Origin of the sequence: Limosilactobacillus equigenerosi DSM 18793 = JCM 14505, assembly GCF_001311375.1 — a bacterium.
GTDB classification, from domain to species: Bacteria; Bacillota; Bacilli; order Lactobacillales; family Lactobacillaceae; genus Limosilactobacillus; species Limosilactobacillus equigenerosi.
This window is the reverse complement of record NZ_BBAS01000011.1, coordinates 1-21,276: the sequence shown is the minus strand read 5'-3', so window position 1 is coordinate 21,276 and position 21,276 is coordinate 1. Positions and strand designations below refer to the sequence as shown.

15 protein-coding genes, 7 pseudogenes and 2 other annotated features are annotated in these 21,276 nt (G+C 42.5%); of the genes and pseudogenes, 4 read left to right on the top strand and 18 right to left on the bottom strand.

Annotated features, from left to right (window positions below; genetic code table 11):
• Window positions 1–28: 28 nt before the first annotated feature.
• The 18 genes and pseudogenes from JCM14505_RS06020 to JCM14505_RS05940 form a co-directional block, all read right to left on the bottom strand.
• Window positions 29–511, bottom strand: coding sequence for a CinA family protein (locus JCM14505_RS06020; protein WP_054653471.1), 483 nt, complete (start codon window positions 509–511; stop codon window positions 29–31).
• Window positions 512–615: 104 nt separating this feature from the next.
• Window positions 616–1,199: pseudogene (gene pgsA / locus JCM14505_RS06015) on the bottom strand (CDP-diacylglycerol--glycerol-3-phosphate 3-phosphatidyltransferase).
• A 46-nt stretch (window positions 1,200–1,245) separates the two neighbouring features.
• A complete protein-coding gene (gene yfmH / locus JCM14505_RS06010) occupies window positions 1,246–2,535 on the bottom strand; it encodes an EF-P 5-aminopentanol modification-associated protein YfmH (protein WP_054653470.1) in 1,290 nt (429 codons plus the stop codon).
• Entirely contained in the window at window positions 2,528–3,784 is a 1,257-nt protein-coding gene (yfmF, locus tag JCM14505_RS06005; protein WP_054653469.1) for an EF-P 5-aminopentanol modification-associated protein YfmF, read from the bottom strand. The genes yfmH and yfmF overlap by 8 nt, the downstream gene beginning before the upstream one ends.
• A 98-nt stretch (window positions 3,785–3,882) precedes the next feature.
• A pseudogene (locus JCM14505_RS06000) lies at window positions 3,883–4,738 on the bottom strand (amino acid ABC transporter substrate-binding protein).
• A gap of 18 nt (window positions 4,739–4,756) precedes the next feature.
• Window positions 4,757–5,392, bottom strand: a complete 636-nt coding sequence (locus JCM14505_RS05995) for an amino acid ABC transporter ATP-binding protein (RefSeq protein WP_054653468.1) — start codon at window positions 5,390–5,392, stop codon at window positions 4,757–4,759.
• Between the two features lie 14 nt (window positions 5,393–5,406).
• Window positions 5,407–6,053: pseudogene (locus tag JCM14505_RS05990) on the bottom strand (amino acid ABC transporter permease).
• 199 nt (window positions 6,054–6,252) lie between these two features.
• Window positions 6,253–6,478 (bottom strand) — a binding site (T-box leader).
• Between the two features lie 140 nt (window positions 6,479–6,618).
• Window positions 6,619–7,098 carry a rod shape-determining protein MreD gene (gene mreD / locus JCM14505_RS05985; protein ID WP_225352291.1) on the bottom strand — a complete coding sequence of 160 codons (480 nt, stop codon included), beginning with the start codon at window positions 7,096–7,098 and terminating at the stop codon, window positions 6,619–6,621.
• A gap of 14 nt (window positions 7,099–7,112) precedes the next feature.
• Window positions 7,113–7,967: a rod shape-determining protein MreC gene (gene mreC / locus JCM14505_RS05980; RefSeq protein WP_054653466.1), complete on the bottom strand. Its 855-nt coding sequence runs from the start codon at window positions 7,965–7,967 to the stop codon at window positions 7,113–7,115.
• A gap of 115 nt (window positions 7,968–8,082) precedes the next feature.
• Entirely contained in the window at window positions 8,083–8,619 is a 537-nt protein-coding gene (locus tag JCM14505_RS05975; protein ID WP_162200498.1) for a JAB domain-containing protein, read from the bottom strand.
• Window positions 8,552–8,716: a hypothetical protein gene (locus tag JCM14505_RS09135; RefSeq protein ID WP_162200497.1), complete on the bottom strand. Its 165-nt coding sequence runs from the start codon at window positions 8,714–8,716 to the stop codon at window positions 8,552–8,554. The genes JCM14505_RS05975 and JCM14505_RS09135 overlap by 68 nt, the downstream gene beginning before the upstream one ends.
• Window positions 8,717–8,774: 58 nt before the next feature.
• Entirely contained in the window at window positions 8,775–10,073 is a 1,299-nt protein-coding gene (locus JCM14505_RS05970) for a bifunctional folylpolyglutamate synthase/dihydrofolate synthase (RefSeq protein ID WP_054653464.1), read from the bottom strand.
• Window positions 10,074–10,133: 60 nt separating this feature from the next.
• Window positions 10,134–12,783: pseudogene (locus tag JCM14505_RS05965) on the bottom strand (valine--tRNA ligase).
• Window positions 12,784–12,826: 43 nt separating this feature from the next.
• Window positions 12,827–13,046, bottom strand: a binding site (T-box leader).
• A 46-nt stretch (window positions 13,047–13,092) separates the two neighbouring features.
• On the bottom strand, window positions 13,093–13,587 hold the full coding sequence (gene tpx / locus JCM14505_RS05960; protein ID WP_054653463.1) for a thiol peroxidase: 495 nt from the start codon (window positions 13,585–13,587) through the stop codon (window positions 13,093–13,095).
• A gap of 77 nt (window positions 13,588–13,664) precedes the next feature.
• Window positions 13,665–14,889 (bottom strand): annotated as a pseudogene (gene thiI, locus JCM14505_RS05955) (tRNA uracil 4-sulfurtransferase ThiI).
• Window positions 14,890–14,903: 14 nt separating this feature from the next.
• Window positions 14,904–16,050, bottom strand: a pseudogene (locus JCM14505_RS05950) (cysteine desulfurase family protein).
• A gap of 79 nt (window positions 16,051–16,129) precedes the next feature.
• Window positions 16,130–16,759, bottom strand: a complete 630-nt coding sequence (locus JCM14505_RS10050; RefSeq protein WP_054653462.1) for a septation ring formation regulator EzrA — start codon at window positions 16,757–16,759, stop codon at window positions 16,130–16,132.
• Window positions 16,716–17,834, bottom strand: coding sequence for a septation ring formation regulator EzrA (locus JCM14505_RS05940; RefSeq protein ID WP_054653461.1), 1,119 nt, complete (start codon window positions 17,832–17,834; stop codon window positions 16,716–16,718). Before JCM14505_RS05940 ends, JCM14505_RS10050 begins: the two co-directional genes overlap by 44 nt.
• Window positions 17,835–18,173: 339 nt before the next feature.
• Here JCM14505_RS05940 and rpsD point away from each other — a divergent pair, with 339 nt between their 5' ends.
• From rpsD to JCM14505_RS05920, 4 genes and pseudogenes are all read left to right on the top strand, one after another.
• Window positions 18,174–18,779 (top strand): 30S ribosomal protein S4, encoded by a 606-nt coding sequence (rpsD, locus tag JCM14505_RS05935; RefSeq protein ID WP_054653460.1) that lies wholly within the window; start codon window positions 18,174–18,176, stop codon window positions 18,777–18,779.
• Window positions 18,780–18,846: 67 nt separating this feature from the next.
• A pseudogene (locus tag JCM14505_RS05930) lies at window positions 18,847–20,125 on the top strand (replication-associated recombination protein A).
• A gap of 314 nt (window positions 20,126–20,439) precedes the next feature.
• The gene (locus tag JCM14505_RS05925; protein WP_054653459.1) at window positions 20,440–20,721 is read left to right on the top strand and encodes a hypothetical protein; all 282 of its coding nucleotides are present in this window, start codon (window positions 20,440–20,442) and stop codon (window positions 20,719–20,721) included.
• Between the two features lie 67 nt (window positions 20,722–20,788).
• Window positions 20,789–21,259, top strand: a complete 471-nt coding sequence (locus tag JCM14505_RS05920; RefSeq protein ID WP_054653458.1) for a universal stress protein — start codon at window positions 20,789–20,791, stop codon at window positions 21,257–21,259.
• Window positions 21,260–21,276 lie beyond the last annotated feature (17 nt).

Sequence of the window (21,276 nt, the reverse complement as noted above, 5' to 3'; positions counted from 1 at the left end):
AACAGGTTAGTCGCTAAAAAACCACCCTTTAATCGAACAAAAGTTCGCGCACCATTTGCAACGCCGCCGCGACTGCCGCTTGCCGAATTTGCTCACGCGTCAAACTGGCATCAAATTGATACAAGCGCGCCACCTGACCAGTGGAACTCGCTAACCCAATCCAAACCGTCCCCACTGCTTGTCCGTCTAACTCAGCGGGACCGGCCACTCCCGTTAACCCCAACGCAAGATCAGTTCCGGTTTGTCGGCGACATTCTTTAGCCATTGCCATGGCCGTGGCCTCACTCACCACTCCTGCTGAAGCAATCAACTCCGCTGGCACCCCTAATAATTTTGTTTTAAACGCGGTGGCATAAGTTACAAAGCCACCCAACAAGACTTTAGAAGCCCCAGGGACTGATGCCAATTCACTCATCAACATCCCCGCCGTTAAACTTTCGGCGGCGCTGATTGTCAATTGACGTTCTGATAATAGTTTAACCACATCACTGGCCGTTACTTGTTGGTCCATCTTTTACCTCCTCGTATTATATAAATACCCGTTTTACTGACAATTAAACCAAAAATGGTCGCCTGGATGAACTATTTTTTCATCACAAACGACCAACACCTTTATTATTTAAATCCGTCAGCAAACACACTGCGGGCTTGATAAATATAGTCAATCCCAGAGTAAACCGTAAAGAATAGACAAATATAGAACATAATTTGACCAAATGGGACATTAATTAATGCAAACCCAATGTTATTTAAAATCAAGAAGATAATCGCAATTAATTGCGTCGTAGTCTTAATTTTACCTGGCATTTGAGCGCCATGACCTGCCCATTTTGTTCAACAACTAACAGTCGTAACCCTGTAATTGCCAATTCCCGCCAAATGATGATACTAACTGCCCAAGCCGGTAAAATCCGTTGTTCGACTAATAAGATAAACGCCGTCATCACTAATAACTTATCTGCTAGCGGGTCAGCAAACTTACCAAAGTTAGTGACTAATTTTTGGCGCCGCGCAATTTGACCATCTAAATTATCCGTAATTGAAGCCACGATAAAAATCATCGCTGCCCAAAATTGGGTTACCGGAATTTCAGCACCTAAAAATGAGTAGTACCCCCATTGAACCGGCATAATCATCAGGACTAAGAAAAACGGAATTAAAATTAATCGTAACACCGTTAATTTATTTGGTAGATTCAAAACAAATTCTCCTTTGCGTTGCTCATTTGTTGTCAGTATATCATATTTAATCAGCTAATGGCGCGACAACCATTTGCGTTAACCGCATTGGGGCAATTAATTTCATCATAGCCTCAACCATCTCAGTAAAACTAATTGAAGCCAACGTGGCAATTTCATCAAAAATCATCGCTTGATCGAACAATTCCCCTTCAAACCGATTAGCAATTGCTTCTGGGGAATCCAAATTAAAAATTAACCGCCCTAAGGTAGCATTTTTAATCGCTGTAAATTGCTCCTCACTTGCGAGTAAGCGTTCGTGAGCCGTTGTTAACACTTGCTTAATTTCGGCCGTAAACCGTGCTGGATCATCCGTTTCCGTAGCAAAGGATGCAAAATGAAAGCCCCGTTCAATTTCAAAACTAAAGTTAAACGAGTCATCTAAAACCCCTTCATTGTAAAGACGTAAATAATTATCACTCGTATCATCAAATAATAATTCTAACCCTAATTCTACCGCGGATTTATAACGCAATCGTTCCTTTCCCGTTGGTGCCTGATACGTTCCCCGTAAGCCAACCATTACTTTGGAGCGTTGCACATCCATCTTAACTTCATCCCTTGCAATCACATCAACCCCCGTTGGATCAGTAATTAATTGATTACGTTGCGGTAATGGCAAGGTTGCAAACGTTTTGGCAGCTTGATTTTGTTCAATCCACGTTAACGTTTCGCTAGGATCTAATTGGCCAACCACTAATAACGTCATATTTTGTGGTTGATAAAAAGCACGGTAGGCATCATATAATTTATCGGCCGTAATTTGGCTAATCGAGGCGACCGTCCCAGCAATATCAATGTGCATTGGATCATTCGGATATAAATTCCCCATCATCCCCATGTACAGGCGGTTACCTGGATTATCAGCGTACATCTTAATTTCTTGCCCAATGATTCCTTGTTCCTTTGCTACCGAGTCAGCACTAAAGTAAGGAGTTTGCACAAAATCCAGTAGTACATCTAAATTTTCATGCAAATTTTGCGTCGTTGAAAACAAGTAACTCGTTTGCGTAAAACTGGTAAACGCATTGGCATCCGCCCCATATTGACCAAACTTTTCAAATGCGTCGTAATCTGCCTTTTCAAACATTTTATGTTCTAAAAAGTGCGCCATCCCATCCGGAATTTCAATCCAATCTTCATCATCACTCAAGCGGTAGCGCCGATCAACCGATCCAAAATTGGTCGTTAAAATTGCATACGTTTTGTGATAGTCCGGCATCGGATACAGCTTAACTTGTAAGCCATTAGCTAGGGTTTGACTAACCACTTCATTCGTTGGGGTCACTTTAATCATCGGCCTTTCCTCCTACTAATACATACTCTGTTTGGAGTGATAATTGCTTAGCCACGGCCACGACTTGTTCTTTGGTCACGGCCATAATATCAGCTTCAAAATGCGGATTAGCTGCTACGTGCGCGGTATTCCGTAAAATTAATTGTTCTAACCGGGCATTCGAACGATCAAGGTTCGCTTGGTGCTGATTAATCAACGTTGCTTGCACCATTTTTAACGTCTCAGCGCTAAATTCTCCCGCTTGTAACAAGTCAATTTGCGTTTGTACCAATTCACGTACTTGGGCCAAATTTTGCGTTTCAATTCCCGTTTGTAAAACTAAATGCCCATTAAATGGTCGCAACGAAGTACTTGCATAATACGCTAAACTGGCCTTTTCCCGGACATTCGTAAACAGCAGGGAATAAGGCGTCCCCCCTAAAATCCCATTCATCACTAGGGCCGCATAATATAGGTCATCGCCAAAATAAATCGGTAAGTTATACGTTTGATCAAATTTGGTTTGTGCCACCGGTTGCACTTCTTCTTGCTTGCGTACCGGTTGTTTTCCAGCCACGTATCGTGCCGGAATTACTTGTTTGGCTCGTGGCTGCCATGGTAAAGCTAACACGGCCTCCTTAACCGCTTCTTCATCAATTTTTCCCACCACATAAATATCAATTTGATCATTCGCAAGCATTGATTGATATGTTGCCACTAAATCAGCCATCGTCACAGCAGCCACTTGATCTGCGGTGCCCGTTCCCGGAACTTTCATCGCTGCATCATGTTGATAATATAATTCTTCAACTTGGCGCAACGCATAAAATTGTTTGTCATCATCCCAGGATCGTAATGTATTAACAACGTTGGTTTGTTGTAATGCAACCGTTTCTGAGTCAAAACTTTCCTTCACTAATAACGGGTTAAAAATAATTTCTTGTAATAATGCTAATACTTTGGGGAATAACGCTTCGCCAGCGATTTCATCATTAATAAAACTCGATTTAAACCGCATCACATGCGCCTTCGATAAACGTGACACATACGCACCCATGGTAGCGCCATACAGAGTGGCTAAATGCCGCGCCAAAGCCGTTTGCGTTGGATATTTAGCACTACTAGTTGATAAGACATTGGCTAATAAATTCCGCGCGGCCGCATTTTGCCCATCATGTTTGGTCGTAAAAGTTACCATTAACCGGGTAATTTGAAATTGAGTTGTCGGGAGTACATGTAAATTAACCCCCGTCATTAATTCTAAATCCATTTTATTTCCTCTTTGATTAAACTAAAAAAGGAGTGCCTATTAATGTCACTCCTAATTGAACGTCTTAATTATACTATATTTTTCAGCTCATGCTGCATTTAACGCCAGTGATTAACCGGCCCCAAATAATTACTCTTTTTACCAAACCACTTTTCATTCAAGCGTTGTAATTCGCCGGTCTTTTGTAAATGAGCTAAACCAGCATTAATCTTTTTCAAAAGCGTCCGATCACCTTTACGCAAGCCAACCACGCTACTATCCTTCGGGAATTGATTAATCACTGTCTTTTGATAATCATTTTTATCTTTCAACTTACTAATGTAATAATCAGCATACGTTTGATCAAGTAAAATTCCTTGAATCCGCCCCGCATTCAAATCAATAAAGGCACTTGGATACGTATCATACAGCACTGGTTGATGATTTTTAATCCGATCCTTTAAAACATGTGGATATTGATCAAGGTCGGTGGCAGCTACCGAACCAGTTTGTAAACCTAAGACTTTTCCTTGCATCTCAGCTGGCGAGTTAATGTGATCTGCTTTTTTCGTCACTAAGATTTGCGCATTTTGTAAATATTGCCGTGAAAAAGCCACTTTCTGCGCCCGTTCTGCCGTTGGTGAATATCCATTCCAAATCGCGTCAATCGTGCCATTACGTAATTCATTTTCCTTCATTGACCAGTCAATCGTTTGAAAATCAACTTTAATGCCATATTGTTTAAAGACGGCCCGTGCTAAATCAACGTCGTACCCAACTAAGCGACCACTTTTTTTCCCGGAAGCCAAAGGGGACGAAACTATCATCAACCCCAATCACAATTTTGCCGCGTTTTTCAATTCGTTGCCAAGTATCTTGGGTATTAGCCCGTTGGTTAACACTCGTACATCCTGCTAAAGCCATGACTGGTAACATTGCGAATAAGACGGCTAAATAACGCCACTTCTTTGCCATTTTAATCACCTGCTTTTCCTAACTCTTGGGTTCAACCCGGTACATTTCATCTGCAATCTTTTCGGCAAAATCCATATCGTGCGTCACGACTAATTGGGTCATTCCTTGTGCTTTTAGGCTCATTAATAAATCAGCTACGTTATCCCGCAAGTTCGGATCTAAGGCACTCGTTGGTTCATCGTAACATAAAATCTTCGGATTCATCGCTAAGGCACGAGCAATCGCCACCCGCTGCTTTTGCCCCCCCGATAATTGGTAGGGATACAAATCCCCCTTCCCCGTTAATCCGAGTTGATCTAACAATTTTAAACCGGCTTGGGTTGCTTCTTCCTTACTTTGCTTTAACACCATTTGAGGCGCTAAAGTAATATTTTCTAACACCGTAAAGTGAGGGAATAAATTAAAATCTTGGAAGACAACCCCAATCACCGCATCCGATGTATCTGTTCCTTGGGGATTAAAAGGTTGACCGTCGACTAAAAATCCCCCCGCGTCGGGAGTTTCTAACCCGGTAATGCACCGAAGCAAGGTCGTCTTACCTGCCCCAGATGGGCCGACAATACTTAAAATTTCGCCATCCTTAACCGTTAAATTAACATCAGCTAAAATTTGCCGACCATCAAATTGTTTTTGTAAATTCTTTACTTCTAACATAATTCCCCGCCTCCTTACTTAAAGTATGAGTACCGTTTTTCAACCCGGCCAAGGATATACGTACACCCAGCAATTAAAATTAAATAAATTGCACCGGCCATCAATAATGGAACTAAGGTGACATCACGCGACATTGCAATATTCCCCGCCCGTAATAAGTCACCTAAACCAATTACGTAAACTAATGATGAGTCCTTAATCAAATTAATCACTTCATTCCCAATTGATGGAATTACGATTTTAATAACTTGAGGGATAATAATCTTACGAATTGTTTGCCAATAACTTAACCGTAAGACTTTGGCTCCTTCGTATTGGCCTTGATCAATTGATTGTAACCCACCCCGGAAAATTTCCGCGAAGTACGCCCCATAATTAAAGATAAAAGCAAAGACAGCTGCTTCAAACCGTGGGAAGACAATCCCAATAATCGGTAAGCCATAAAAACAATAATTAATTGCAGTAACAATGGGGTTCCCCGCATTAACCAAACATAAATGTCCAGTACCCAGCGCAAAGGTTTAAAATGCGTATTTAAACCTAAACTAACTAAAATCCCCAATGGCAATGACCCAAGTAACGTCCAGAAAAAGACTTGCAGGGTCAAGGTTGCCCCTTGTAATAACGATGGTAAAATCGCAGACATATATTCTAATGACATTTTCTTCACTCCTTAATAATTTTAAATTTTAACCTCGACATTAAAAAAACGTCCCCTTAGGCCTAAAACCTAAGGGGACGCCCTGTGCGTGGTTCCACCCCACTTCATTAACTAGTTCGCACTAATTAACCTCAATAAGTTCATTTGTTGAAATCGTGGTATCCGGATAATTAAAAACGCCCTCTAGCTACCTAAGTAGTTAGAGGGCGTTGTCCGCGGTTCCACCTCATATTCATTAAGGCCTCACAACCTTAACCTCAGTGAGTTCAAATAAACTCGGCGCTGTAACGGGCGACCCCGGATTATTTTTGATCAATAATCAACTCACAGATGTGATTCGGTTAAGCCAACCTGATTACTTCCACCAACCGTAATCTCTCTTAAATGGCTAACATTTAACCTACTAGTCTGATCAATGTCGTGTTATTTATGGTACTAATCTTACGGGTCAAGCTATCGATTGTCAACACTTAAATTAAAAAAATCTAATTTACTTTCGCACGCGGGTTTCTTTTAACCGGTTTTAACAACCAATGCCCTTGATATAAGCGAATCACGAACCCACTTAACAAAATGATATAACTAAATTTAAAATTAACGTTGGCAGGAAAATCCGGATCATAAAAGTGACAATCCCCACATGAATTAATCCCAATAAACTTTCGATGCCATATAAGTATAATTCATAAACGGCAACACTCGCTAATAAATAGCCCGCTTGCCATAAACCAACTAATTTGACTCGTGATAATAGCAATTGATTAAGCCACACTAATAACGGTAATCCAAAAACTGCCAAGCCAACTATGCCCGAATAGTAAATATCAGTACCTAAGCCGACTATTACCGATCCTGTCAACACTGGTAAATGGGCATTTCGTCCCCAAACCTGGGCCATTACTAACCATAATAAAGCCAAATGACTCACCATGATAACACGTTCACCAAATAATCCCCGCGCCATATTAGCACTCAACGCACCATCAAAATAAAAGGTCACGTATAACCCAATTACAAATAAAACCTTCCGTTTTGTAATTTTCAACCATTTAAACATCGCTATTCCTCACGTAATTTGGCAATCGTAACGTAGTTAATATCATTTAAATTGGTTGCTGGCTTAACATAAATTCGACCAATTTTACCATCACTCCCCTTGCTGGTCTTGACCACCTTACCAACATATAATCCCTTGGGGGTAACGCCACCTAATCCATTTGTCGTTACTTTTGATCCGGCTTTTACGGCATCGGCACTTGTCACTTCAGACATCACTAGCGTCCCGGTTCGTAAATCATAATCAGTAATTAAGCCATTCACTAATTGATTTTGATCATTGTTAACTGCCACGGCAAATTGATTCGTTGATTCACTCGCACTCGAAATCAATTCAATCTTACTGGTCGTTGGATTAACTTCCGCCACGCGCCCAATTAATCCGCTGCCTGCCAAGACGGCCATGTTTTTCCGCACTCCATCAACTTGTCCCTTGCTAACAATTAACTGTTGTTGCCAAGCAGATGGGTTCCGGCTAATCACACTCGCATTAAGCGTCGTATAATCAGTTAAACTCCGCGTCAATTTTAATTGCGCCCGTAATTGTTGATTTTCGTGCGCCAAAGTTTTATTGGTTAACTTCGTTTGTTGTAACGTACTAACATCCCGTTTAAGTGCCTTGTTTTCCGTATATGCATTCAACAACTGACCAAGTGAACTGACACTCCCATTTGCTGAATTCATCGGGTAATTAACAATGCCCCCAAACCAACTAGCTACCGTATTACCAATTTGTTGAACTGCCGTTGGGGTGGCTTGATTATTTCGAATTCCAACTGAACCGGCCATTAATCCTAAGGCTACCAATAAGCTCAGCATGACTGTAATTGTGCGGTGTTGGGCAAAAAACTTTCTCATTGATTCGCTCCCATAACTAATTTAATTAATTTGTAAACTAGTTTTTTTCCAAAATTATTCTACCCTACTATACACTATTCACTTCAAAAAAATGTAGCATCATCCCCTGGATTCTTTAATCTTCTACGGCTTGTAAAGTGGTCTGGATAACCTCTTGTTCCCGCCAACTATAATAATCGACTTGTCCTAAAATTAAATTATCAACTAATTTAATATGCATTAACTGACATGCCGCTTTTAGCTGCTCATAAAATTTTTGATCTGCTGCCGACGGCTGTTCATCTCCGCTGGGGTGATTATGCGCCACAATCACTCCATGCGCGTTGGTCCGTAATAAAAACGCAAATAATTGATCCATGTAAATTGGACATTCACTATTACCACCCCGAAAAATTACTTGCTGATCTAAAATTTGATTGCGGACATTTAATGCATACGCCACTAATTGTTCTTGCGTTTGACCAAGCCACTCCTCCATTAACTGATGAGAAAATTCATAACTGGAGTTAATATTACCGTTTAAGGCAATCGGCGTCGTTAAACTGCGCTGGCCTAGTAACATGGCGGCGATTAAACTTTGGGCACTAGTCGCCCCGTAAGCGATAAAATCCGTTATTTTTTTGCCAATCTGCTTGTTGAAAGCTGCGTTCATTGGGGAACCAACGCAAAAACGTTTTGCGCATGGTTGCATCCGGAACTGCCATCGTAACTAATTCATGATATGTTTTATTCTTCCAATATGTTTGCATGGTATTTCACCCTCCTAATGGTTAAATACCCGTTAATCTCATCTTTAAACCAATTAATTTAATCATTTAACAAAAAATTTCGGACTTCACTGATGAAATAAAGCGAGCCAGTAATCAGCAACACGTCATCCGTTGCCAACTGTGGAATGATTTGTCCCAACCCTAACTGCCAATTTTCAGTTACCACAATCGGGTTCGTCGTCACTAAATTAGTTGGTAGGTCCTGCCAAGTTTGACTACGCCGGTGTTGATTGGGCCCAGCAAATGTCGTTAACACTAAATGTACCTGTGGTAAGGCCGCTAATTCACCGAGCATTAATTCCGCTTGTTTATCAGCTAATACTCCTAGCAACACATACACTTCGCGTCCCTCAAGCTGTTGGCGAATCGAAGCACATAGAGCTTGCATGCCTGGTAAATTATGGGCACCATCTAAAATCACTAGGGGTTCATGTTGTATAATTTCCCACCGTCCCGGCCAACTAACTTGTGATAAGCCGCGACGTAAGGCTGCCAAGTCAACCGGTAACTGGCGTAACTTCAACCAAGCGAGGACCGCTGTCGTAGCCACGGCTGCATTAGCTAATTGATACTGACCTTGCAAGCCGAGGGGCAAGGGGCCCAATTCGGTTTGTAACCCTTGATAATGAAATTTGGGGGCCACTAGTGACCGATATGAAAAATCCTCCCCAGCTCGATACCAAGTCGCGTTCGTCCGCTTCACTTGCTGCTGAATTGGGGATAAGGCTCTTTCCGGTAGCCAACCCGTCACCACGATTCCCCCTTTAATAATCCCGGCTTTTTGCGTCGCAATCGCCGCTAAGTCATCACCTAACAGCTTTTGGTGATCATAACCAACCGTTGTAATCACTGCAACGTCACTATGATCAATCACATTAGTCGAATCATACAATCCACCAATACCAACCTCTAAAATGACCACATCCAAAGGTTGCGTCGCAAAGTATGTAAACATCAGCGCCGTCACCACTTCAAATTCGGTCACCGGCTGACCAATTGTATCTAATTGAGTAACTATGGGAGCCACCACTTGCACCGTTGCCAATAAATCAGCATCGCTAATCGGGACTTGATTAATCATAATTCGCTCATTAAAGCGCGTTATATACGGTGAAGTAAAGGTTCCAACCCGCAAACCACTGGCAGCCAACATTGCCCCGATCATCGCCACCGTTGATCCCTTGCCATTGGTTCCCGTGACATGAAGATAATGTTGATTCGCCTGGGGATTGCCTAACTGCGTTAACAAAGTTTGCAGCCGCCCTAAACTAGGTTCTTTATGCAAGCGCGGGCGACTGTGAATCCACGCCAACGCCTCCGAGTACGTTTGTATCATCGCTTTTCCTCCAATACTAAAAACCCCCTTGGTGTTACCAAAGGAGTTTTTACACTTACATTATGCTTGTGCTAGGGAAGCTAAGCGTTCCTTAGCTGCCACTAATTTTTGTTCCCATTCTTGCGCCTTGGCTTTTTCTTCTTCAACCACGGCGGCTGGCGCATTGGCCACGAACTTTTCATTGCTCAACTTCTTCGTTGAACGTTGGACTTCTTGTTCGAGCTTCTTAATTTCTTTTTCCATCCGCGCCTTTTCTTCGTCTAGATCAACCAATTCCGCCATTGGAATGTAAACCGTTGCACCGGCTAGAATCCCACTCATCGCTAATTTTGGTTCATCAATTTGACTGTCAATCACTAATTGCGCTGGATGACAGAAGCGATCAATGTATTCCTTCGTGGCATTAAAGATGGCCGCATTTTCATCATTGTCCACCTTAATCAATAAGTCCACTGGCTTGGACATTGGCGCCCCTGCTTCATTCCGAATGTTCCGGACGGCCTTAATCAATTCAATTAATTGATTAATTTGCCGTTCCGCAATTGGATTATCAAATTCAGCATGTTCAACTGGGTAATCAGCGACCACGATTGCATCCCCAACGTGAGGCATTGATTGCCAAACCCGTTCCGTCACAAATGGCATAATTGGTGCATTAACTTCAAGATTTGATCAAGGACGTACGCTAAGATGTGCTTCGTGTTGAGCTTTTCTTCATCCGTACCATTGTTCAACGTTTCCTTGGTCATTTCAATGTACCAATCACAGAAATCATTCCAAATGAAGTTGTAAAGCGCCCGACCAGCTTCCCCAAATTCAAACTTGTCGAATTGCGTCGTCACTTGCTTAACCGTGGCATTTAAGCGACTTAAAATCCACTTATCCGCTAACGTCCATTGACCTTGCGCTGGTAAGGTTGGTGTTTCAACCCCATCTAAATTCATGATAACGTACCGGCTCGCGTTCCAAAGCTTATTGATAAAGTTCCAAGCCGCATCCATCTTCTTGTAGGAGAAGCGAATATCTTGGCCCGGCGTTGACCCGTTCACTAAGAACCACCGTAAAGCATCAACCCGTACTTTTCAATCACATCCATTGGATCAATCCCATTCCCTAAGGACTTGGACATCTTCCGGCCTTCTTCGTCCCGAATTAATCCGTGTAATAAGACGTTCTTAAATGGTGTCTTGCCCGTAAACTCAAGGGACGTAAAGATCATCCGGGAAACCCAGAAGAAGATGATATCATAACCCGTGACTAACGTAGACGTTGGGAAGTACCGCTTAAAGTCGGCCGCGTCCGTATCTGGCCAGCCCATCGTTGAGAACGGCCATAATCCACTACTAAACCACGTATCTAAAACATCAGAATCTTGTTCCCAATTTTCGGCATCGGCTGGTGCTTCCATCCCAACGTAAATTTCTCCCGTTTGCTTGTGGTACCACGCTGGAATCCGGTGTCCCCACCACAATTGCCGTGAGATGACCCAGTCATGAATATTTTCCATCCATTGGTTGTAAGTATTTTCAAACCGTGGTGGGAAGAAATCAACCCGATCATCAGTATCTTGCGCCGCTAAGGCTTGTTCCGCTAACGGCTTCATCTTCACGAACCATTGCGTTGACAACCGTGATTCAACTTGAACCCCCGTCCGTTGCGAATGACCAACCGAGTGGACAATTGGTTCAATCTTCAACATGTAACCTTGGTCTTCAAGGTCCTTCACGATGGCTTCACGCGCTTCAAATCGATCCATACCTTCGTACTGACCGGCATTTTCGTTCATAGAAGCGTCATCATTCATCGTATTAATTTCTGGTAAGTTGTGGCGCTTACCCATTTGGAAGTCATTTGGGTCATGAGCTGGCGTAATCTTAACCATCCCAGTCCCAAAGTCCGGCGTGACGTAATCATCGGCGATAATTTCAACTTCCCGGTCAACTAATGGCACCCGAATCTTTTTCCCAACTAAGGCTTGATAACGTTCATCGTTCGGGTTAACAGCTACGGCCACATCCCCAAACATGGTTTCCGGCCGCGTTGTCGCAATTTCAATGTAATCTTTGCCATCATAAGTCGTCCCATCCACAAATGGGTACTTCACATGGTAAAAGGCCCCTTTATCATCTTGGTGTTCAACTTCGATATCGGAAAGCGCCGTCCGTGCCTTCGGATCCCAGTTGATAATGTACGTTGCCCGGTAAATTAAGCCCTTGTTGTAAAGGTCAACAAAGACTTTCCGGACGGCTTTGTTTAGACCTTCATCTAACGTAAAGCGTTCCCGATCGTAATCAACGGAAATCCCCATCTTCGCCCATTGTTGGTGAATAATGTCGGCATATTCGTCTTTCCAATCCCAAACTTGTTGTACAAACTTTTCCCGCCCCAGGTCATAACGTGAAACACCTTGTTCGGCTAACCGGGCTTCGACCTTCGCTTGCGTAGCAATTCCGGCATGGTCCATCCCTGGAACCCATAATACATCGTATCCTTGCATCCGCTTTTGCCGCACAATAATATCTTGCAGGGTTGTATCCCAGGCGTGACCTAAGTGTAACTTACCAGTCACATTTGGCGGTGGAATCACAATTGAATATGGATGTGCTTTTTGATCACCACTTGGCTTAAAGTAGCCTTGATCAATCCACCATTGGTAACGGCCAGCTTCAACATTAGCTGGATTATACTTAGTTGACATTTCTTTTGTCATAACTATCTCCTTATCTGTCCCAACAAAAAACTCGCCCTATCAAAAATAGGACGAGTTGCTCGCGGTACCACCTAAATTAAAATCTAAATACTTAGATTTTCACTTAACCATTCGATAACGGGAATGACCCGAAATAACTTACTAACTTTCAGCTATTTTGCTCCCGGACTACTTTCATAATCAATTCATTTGGTATTGCTTCCACTCCCCAATACTCGCTAATCACTCGAATTAATTACTACTCTTCCGTTCAATGCAATTGTTTAAAGTAACGTAATCATAGCGATTTTTAGCCCGTTCGTCAAGTCCCTACCCTAACTTTTCAACGGCAGCCAAGGCGGCCTTATAATCAGGCTCTTGTCCCATCACCGGAACAATTTCTGCATACGTAATCTTACCAGTCGCATCAACCACAAAGACCGAGCGCGCATCAACGCCTTCATCTGGAATAAATAACTTCATCGCATATCCAAATGATTCAGCTTGGTCAGATAATAATTCAACTTGTGGTAATCCTTCAGCAGCACACCAATTAGCCTGTTGTTCGGGAGTGTTAACCGAAATCGTAACTAATTTCACCCCCGTCATTTGACTCACCATTTCATTAAAGTGGCGCGTTTGCAAGGTACAAACCCCCGTTGTAATATCAGGAACCACACTAATTAGTAATGGTTGGCCAATTAAATCCCGCGTTTTAACCTTAGCTCCATTTTGATCTAATACCTTAAAATGGGGTAATTCTTCCCCTACTAATGGTGGTTGACCAACTAAGGACCGGGCTTCATTATCAACTAAAATTTCCATGATTATTTCCTCACCTGTTAATTAACAAATTCTAAATTGGCAATAGTATATCAGACTTTACCTTGAACGTCAGTTAATTATAATAATTCAGCAAAAACATCTTGGTTTTGGTTCAGGAATTCTTGCCCTGCATGAATATCTGTAATTTCAATTCCAGCTAATGCACGTTGGACTAAGCCGTCAATATCAAGTAATTGTTCGTAATAACGGGTCTTTTCAAGGTTTGGCTTGGTCTTGGGGGAAGGTGGCGTAAAGACTGTACAACAATCTTCATATGGCAAGATTGATAAATCATAGGTTCCAATTTCTTCGGCAATCTTAATGATTTCAGTCTTATCAAACGACAAGACTGGCCGTAAAACGGGGAACGACGTCACATCATTAATCGCTACCATACTATTCATCGTTTGGGACGCTACTTGCCCTAAAGCTTCACCATTAAAGACCGCCAAACCGTGTCGCTTTTGGGCAATCGCAGCCGCTAACCGGAGCATAAAGCGCCGTTGCACGGTCATTAAGTAACCTTCTGGTAATTTTTCCTTAATCGTTTCTTGAATTTCAGTAAATGGCACTTGAATAAAGCGAATATGACCGGAATACTTAGCTAATACTCCCGTTAATTCTTTGGACTTCGCTAACGCTTGTTCACTCGTATATGGTGGACTGTAAAAATGCACCATCTCTAGGGATACCCCCCGTTTCATGGCCAAATAAGCTGCAACTGGTGAATCAATCCCCCAGAGAGCATCATCATCCCTTTCCCAGCGGTTCCCACTGGCATCCCACCAGGTCCAGGAATTACTTGACTCGTTAAATAAATCCCATTTAATCGCACATCAACAAGTACGGTAATGGCTGGGTTATGCACATCAACTTTTAATTGCCCATCAAAAGCCTTGAGCAACGCGCCCCCCATTTGCCGGTTCATTTGGAACGTATCCAAGGCAAATTTATGGTCTTGGCGCTTTGTTTCCACCTTAAACGTCGTAATTTTACCGGCTTCTAATTGCGGTGCTAACATTTTAATGGCTGCCTCCGCCGCTTGGTCAAAGTCTTTTCCGTCCGTAAAACCGGCGAAAAACTTTGGATGCCAAATACATTGTGTAACCGATCCATCACGACATCACTGTCCGCCCCGTTTAACACAACGTGTAACCGATCAGGGCGGGCATGAACTTTAACATCATCAATTCCCCGTAAGGATTGGCGAACATTTTCTCCTAACCGATCGGTGAATGTTTTTTTATTGCGGCCCTTCGTGGAGAGTTCCCCGTACCGCACCATAATTTCATCGTATTTCAAATTCTTCTCCTTCATTAACCCATAATCTTCGTAAAGTTGCTGTATAACTCATCAAAGACCCGATTAAATTCTTCCGCATCAGCCATCGTATTTTGATCACCTAAACTAATTCGAACGGCACTTTCAGCAACGTGTTGGTCAACCCCCATTGCTGAAAGGGTACTGGTTTCGGCCTTCTTTGATGAACAAGCACTCGTGGTTGAAATAAAGATGTCATGCTTTTCAAACGCATGCACAATTGTTTCCCCACGGACCCCCACAATCGCGAAACATAAAATATGGGGGGCAAAGCCAGCATCATTGCCCGAAAAGACTTTCACATGTTCAAACTGGCTCACATGATCAATAATCGCTTGCTTAATTGCCCGTTCTTGCGCCACAACTTTTGCTTCTTGTTCCTTCGCAATTCGTAACGCCCGGGCCATGGCTACCATCGCTGGCGTATTTTCGGTTCCCCCGCGGCGACCTAATTCTTGACCACCACCATTAATCAATGGAGCGAGCGTCCGACCGGCTTTAACATACACAAACCCAGTTCCACGTGGAGCATGATATTTATGACCAGAAAAAAACAACAAAATCAACGCGATCACTAAACCAAACCGCATCCATTCCCTTAGCAATTGCTTGAACCGCATCCACCATAAAATGGACCTTCGGGTGAGCTTTTAAAATTTCACCAATTTCACCAATTGGTTGCACGGTACCAATTTCATTATTAACTGCCATTACTGAGACTAAAATCGTATCTGGTCGCAAGGCAGCTTTCACATCCGCCGGGTTCACTCGCCCTTGTTGGTCAACCGGTAAATACGTCACTTCAAAGCCGAGACTTTCCAACTGTTTCATCGTATTACGAACAGCTGCATGTTCGACCGAACTAGTAATGATATGCTTTCCAAACTTTTGCTTGGCCAACGCCGTCCCTTTAATGACCCAATTATCACCTTCGGAACCACCACTCGTAAAAACAATTTCATCCCGTTTAACGCCCAGGAGATTAGCAATTTGTTGGCGTGATTGTTGGAGCAAGTTGGCGGCGACTTCCCCCATTTGATGCAAACTAGATGGATTGCCCCAAATTTGCTCGCTAACTTTATTATAACTAGCTAAAACGTCCGGCAACACTTGTGTTGTCGCACTATTATCCATGTAAATCATGTTGTGCTCCTTTACCTAAAATCTACGTTTATGATTATAACAAAAAAGTGGGGAAACTCCCCCACTTTAGCTTATCCAATTATTGCCGGCCAATTTCTTGATAGTAACTAGCTTCGATTTGTTTGTAGACACCAGGTTCAACATCTTCAACGGCCGCCCCAATAATTTCGAGTGCCCGGGCATATTCATACTCATTAAAGTATGTTTGCGTTCGCGCAATCATTTCATTTAATTCTGGATGTTGCATGCTTAAGCGTTGCGCATATTGCAAAATCCGTTCCGTTAACGCGGCACTATCGCGTAAACTATTCGTCTTATCATGCAATTTATCGAAGTCATCTTGCACAACTAGCATCTTCTTCGTAATCGCATCCATATCGATTTGTTGCTTGTTCATATCCTTGGAAAGTTGACTTAATTCGTCACTCACCAAGAAGAAAAAGTCCAAGTAATCTAATGGTAAGCCCGGTAAGTTTAACCCTTCAACCCGCCGCTTCGTGGTCCGTAAATCAACTGCATACCGTTGTAAGGCTTCACGCGCTAACTTTTCATCTGATTGTAATTCTGAAACGCTCGCATTGATTTCGGTTTGTTGTTGTTCAATCGCCGTTAACGCTTTTTCGGCAGTCAGCAAGTTCGTTAAGACTTCACTATCAACCGCAGTTTTAGCTTCTAAGCGTTTTTTGCTCCGTATTAAAATCAGTTTCAATTTGCTTCAACTGCTCATCTAATTGCCGCACCGTCGCAATTTCATCATTATTTAACGTATAACTGATATTCAACCGGTCCAATTCATTCGTCAACAACTTGTTTTGTTGTTGGGCATGCGCTAAGTGTTCAGCAAACGGCACGAGCATTTGTTGAACCTTAGGACGGGCCGTAATTTCCTTTTCCATTACCGCATATAAATGATCAATCTTCTTTGCTAAATCAGCATTAATCTGATCAACATTTGATAGATCAAGGACGGCCAACTGATTTAACGTTGCTTGCCGTTGTTGTTCTAAAGCTTCAACGGCATGATCAATATTATCTTCGGTAAAGTGATAATTATCGGAAATTAAATGCCCATACCCTTGCTTTAATTCAGCTAATTGATCGGGAAATTCCATTAATAGTGGGTGACTTAACACTGGAATTTTCGCCATTAAATCATCAAAATGCGCCGTAGCTGCCTGCAAATCTGCTAATTTACTTGAAGCCGCATCGCGGTCGCCATGTTTCGTTAATTGCGCAAAAGCTTCAAAATCATTTTCAATCGTCGTTAATTTTTCATTTAACTTGGCGACACTATCCCCATATTGAGCCGCATCCGTCGTTAACGTATTGTGTTCTTTTCTAATCCAGCTCCGTAATTGATCCGCCGCTTCATCTTGTTGCTCAATTTCACGATCTAAGTTCTTTAACTGTTTGGCAATGTCATCAGCCACACTACTTGCCTTTTTAACTGCAGTCGCCAAATCATCGACTCGACTCCCTAATGAAAGGACCGCCGCGCCATGAAATTCTTCTGCAATTTCCTCATCAATTGCTTTAGCTTCGGCAATTGATGGTACCACTTCTTCATGATATTTAGTTTGCAACCCTTCAAACCGTTTCAACGTATCACCAGCAAACATGTCCAATTCCTGGTCATCAAGTTGGGCCATTAGCGTTGAGTTATCTAGGTCTGTTAGTTGAGCCCGTAATTTATTAATGCGGTTTAACAAATTACGTTGATAAAAGTACATTGCACACACGACCACAATGGCGATGACAATGATCCCGATTAAAACTTGTAACATAATTTACCTACCCTATGAATATAGTAACCAATTGGTCCGAGAATAAATTTAATACCTTTGATTATAGCATAAAAAAAACGCAAACATTAAGAGGTACCAGCTAACTTTATCCTATTAATAACATCGATCTGACTTGACCCCTTCACCACTATTAGTGTATGATATTGCTTGTGTAAAATAATGCAGCAGCTAGAAACAAGCTCGTCAACAGCCTAATGCTAAGTCATTTAGTATTTTTAGTACCCCAGCTGCATGGGTGAACGATCTAATTAGGCTGCACGAATGTGATCTAGCAATCGGATTATTTTACTCCAAAAAAATACTTGGAGGATTTTATTTATGTCTCGTTATACTGGACCAAGCTGGCGTCTTTCACGTCGTCTTGGCGTTTCACTTTCTGGAACTGGTAAGGAATTAGCTCGTCGCCCATACGCACCTGGTGATCACGGTAACGACCGTCGTGGTAAGTTATCTGAATACGGTACGCAATTACGTGAAAAGCAAAAGCTTCGTTTCATGTACGGCATGACGGAACGCCAATTCAGCAACCTTTTCGTGAAGGCTGGTAAGATCAAGGAAGGTACGCACGGTACTAACTTCATGATCCTTTTGGAACGTCGTCTTGACAACATGGTTTACCGTTTAGGTTTAGCTACGACGCGTCGTCAAGCTCGTCAATTAGTTAACCACGGTCACATCATGGTTGATGGCAAGCGTGTTGATATTCCATCATACGAAGTTAAGCCTGGCCAAGTGATTTCTGTTCGTGAAAAGTCCAAGAACTTAGAAATCATCAAGAACGCCGTTGAAGCTGTTGTTGCTCGTCCAACGTACGTTGAATTCGATGCAGACAAGCTTGAAGGTTCACTTGTTCGTCTTCCACAACGTGAAGAAATGAACGCAGATATCGACGAAGCATTAATCGTCGAATTCTACAACAAGTAGAACTTTGTGAAAAGACCTTTCCATTTTGGAAAGGTCTTTTTTTAACCATTTGCAATAGGAGGAAAATATGGAACCGCTCGCCTTTCGTATGCGTCCCCGTGATTTAAGTGAAATCGTCGGGCAACAACACCTGGTCGCTCCCGGAAAAATTATTTGGCGGATGGTTGAGGCCAAAATGCTCTCATCCATGATTCTCTATGGTCCACCCGGCACTGGTAAAACTAGCATTGCCAGCGCCATTGCTGGATCAACCAAGTATGCTTTTCGGACCCTCAACGCCGCCACGGATAGTAAAAAAAAGAACTCCAAGTGGTAGCCGAAGAAGCTAAAATGAGTGGCACCGTTATTTTATTACTCGATGAAATTCACCGGCTTGATAAAGCGAAACAAGACTTTTTACTTCCCCACCTCGAAAGTGGTCGGATTATTTTAGTTGGAGCCACCACTGAAAATCCCTATTTATCAATTAACCCCGCCATTCGGAGCCGGACGCAAATTTTTGAAGTTCACCCATTAACGAACGATGAAATCAGTCTAGCCATTGACCGCGCCTTAACCGATCAAGAACGGGGGCTTGGATCACTACCACTCCAGCTCGATGATGATGCCCGCCAACGGCTAATCACCGCCGCTAATGGTGATTTACGAAGCACCTTAAACGGACTTGAACTTGCCGCTAAATCAACGCCAAAAAAATGAAGCTGGCATCATCAAACTAACCCTCGATGTCATTGCCAATAGCATCCAACGGCCAAGTCTCAGCTTTGATAAAAACGGTGATAATCACTACAACATTATTTCGGCCCTTCAAAAGTCAATTCGTGGCAGCGACACCGATGCCGCCCTCCATTATCTTGCCCGGCTCGTGGTCGGCGGTGATTTACCAATTATTGCCCGGCGCTTACTAGTGATTGCCTATGAAGATATTGGCCTCGCCAATCCCCCAGTCGCGCAACGGGTGGTAGCCGCTATTCAAACCGCACAACAAATTGGCTTCCCTGAGGCGCGCATTCCCCTCGCCAACGCAGTTATTGAAATGTGCTTATCTCCCAAATCAAATTCAGCCATTATGGCCATCGATGCCGCCATCAACCGAGTTAACAAGGGTAATCTTGGTGATATTCCAAACCACTTAAAGGATGCTCATTACCAAGGCGCTGCTAAATTAGGCCACGGGGTTGATTACTTATATCCCCACAATTACCCCGAAGATTGGGTTAAACAGCAATATCTTCCAGATAATTTAAAAAAATGATCAATATTACGAACCAAAAACCAATGGGCAATTCGAACAAGCCTACCGTGATCAATACTATCGGTTATTAAATGCCCAACGAAAGTCTTAAGATAAATTGGTTCCATTCATCACCAAACATGGTAAAATAATTATAGAGGTTCTGTGGTGTACGCCTTGATCATATATCAGGTTTGCCTTACAACCAATTACTTTGGGACAAATAGATTAATAAATTTGATTACATGCCTTTTCACTTGGTAGCAATTGATTTATTGGCTTAGTCCCACCTGTCAAACATGCAGGTCAACTCTGACGGTCAATTAACGGCACTAACGGATACTTCTTAATTGGAAATTTAATTTGGAGGCCGGAAATTATTCCGACCTCTTTTATAATTGAAATTTTTTTCGAGGAGCTTATCAAATGATTCAAATTTTAACCATTATCTTTGGCGTCATCCTCGCCATTCAAGCTGGCTACTTTGCCACTCATCAACACCGAGAATTTCTTGGTTTTCCCTATCGTCATCCCAAGGCTCAAGCAACCCTAGCTAAAATTTGGGCCGTTATCCTATCCTTGGTCACGTTATTAGTTTGGGGAATGGCTTATCTCAATAATCCAATTCTAATTTTATGGTCCCTTACTGCAGCTTGTTTAATCGAATTAGCCATGGCCTGGTCAACGGTCACCTTACTTTTGAAGTAATCGCTTTCATTCTCTTGTTAATTGTTGTAAAATAAGTGTAACCAAAAGGTAAGGGGGATATAGAATTATGACTCAAGAATACAAACATATTTTAGTACCAGTTGACGGTTCCAAGGAAGCGGAATTGGCCTTTAAGAAGTCGGTCGCCGTTGCTAAGCGGAATGGAGCGGATACTGAATTACAATTGCTTCACGTCATTGATACCCGTGCTTTCCAAAACATTTCTAGCTTTGATAGTTCAATGGTAGAACAAGTTACGGAAACGGCTAAAAAGACGTTAGACGAATACATCGCCTTTGCTAAGGAACAAGGGGTTGAAAACGTTAGTTACACGATTGAATATGGTGCACCAAAAACGTTGATTGCTAAGGAAGTACCAGCTAAGATGCATGCAGATTTAATTATGATTGGAGCCACTGGTTTAAATGCCGTTGAACGCTTCGTAATCGGATCAGTAACTGAATATGTAACGCGGATGGCGGTTTGTGACGTTTTAGTTGTCCGGACTGACTTAGATAATCAACCTGTTAAAAATTAATTTAGAACATATAAAAA

Excerpts from the sequence above, each read along its gene's own strand:
- JCM14505_RS06020 (WP_054653471.1), bottom strand. The coding sequence starts at position 511 with ATGGACCAACAAGTAACGGCCAGTGATGTGGTTAAACTATTATCAGAA.
- yfmH (WP_054653470.1), bottom strand. The coding sequence starts at position 2,535 with ATGATTAAAGTGACCCCAACGAATGAAGTGGTTAGTCAAACCCTAGCT.
- yfmF (WP_054653469.1), bottom strand. The coding sequence starts at position 3,784 with ATGGATTTAGAATTAATGACGGGGGTTAATTTACATGTACTCCCGACA.
- JCM14505_RS05995 (WP_054653468.1), bottom strand. The coding sequence starts at position 5,392 with ATGTTAGAAGTAAAGAATTTACAAAAACAATTTGATGGTCGGCAAATT.
- mreC (WP_054653466.1), bottom strand. The coding sequence starts at position 7,967 with ATGAGAAAGTTTTTTGCCCAACACCGCACAATTACAGTCATGCTGAGC.
- JCM14505_RS05975 (WP_162200498.1), bottom strand. The coding sequence starts at position 8,619 with ATGAACGCAGCTTTCAACAAGCAGATTGGCAAAAAAATAACGGATTTT.
- JCM14505_RS09135 (WP_162200497.1), bottom strand. The coding sequence starts at position 8,716 with ATGCAAACATATTGGAAGAATAAAACATATCATGAATTAGTTACGATG.
- JCM14505_RS05970 (WP_054653464.1), bottom strand. The coding sequence starts at position 10,073 with ATGATACAAACGTACTCGGAGGCGTTGGCGTGGATTCACAGTCGCCCG.
- tpx (WP_054653463.1), bottom strand. The coding sequence starts at position 13,587 with ATGGAAATTTTAGTTGATAATGAAGCCCGGTCCTTAGTTGGTCAACCA.
- JCM14505_RS05940 (WP_054653461.1), bottom strand. The coding sequence starts at position 17,834 with ATGTTACAAGTTTTAATCGGGATCATTGTCATCGCCATTGTGGTCGTG.
- rpsD (WP_054653460.1), top strand. The coding sequence starts at position 18,174 with ATGTCTCGTTATACTGGACCAAGCTGGCGTCTTTCACGTCGTCTTGGC.
- JCM14505_RS05925 (WP_054653459.1), top strand. The coding sequence starts at position 20,440 with ATGATTCAAATTTTAACCATTATCTTTGGCGTCATCCTCGCCATTCAA.
- JCM14505_RS05920 (WP_054653458.1), top strand. The coding sequence starts at position 20,789 with ATGACTCAAGAATACAAACATATTTTAGTACCAGTTGACGGTTCCAAG.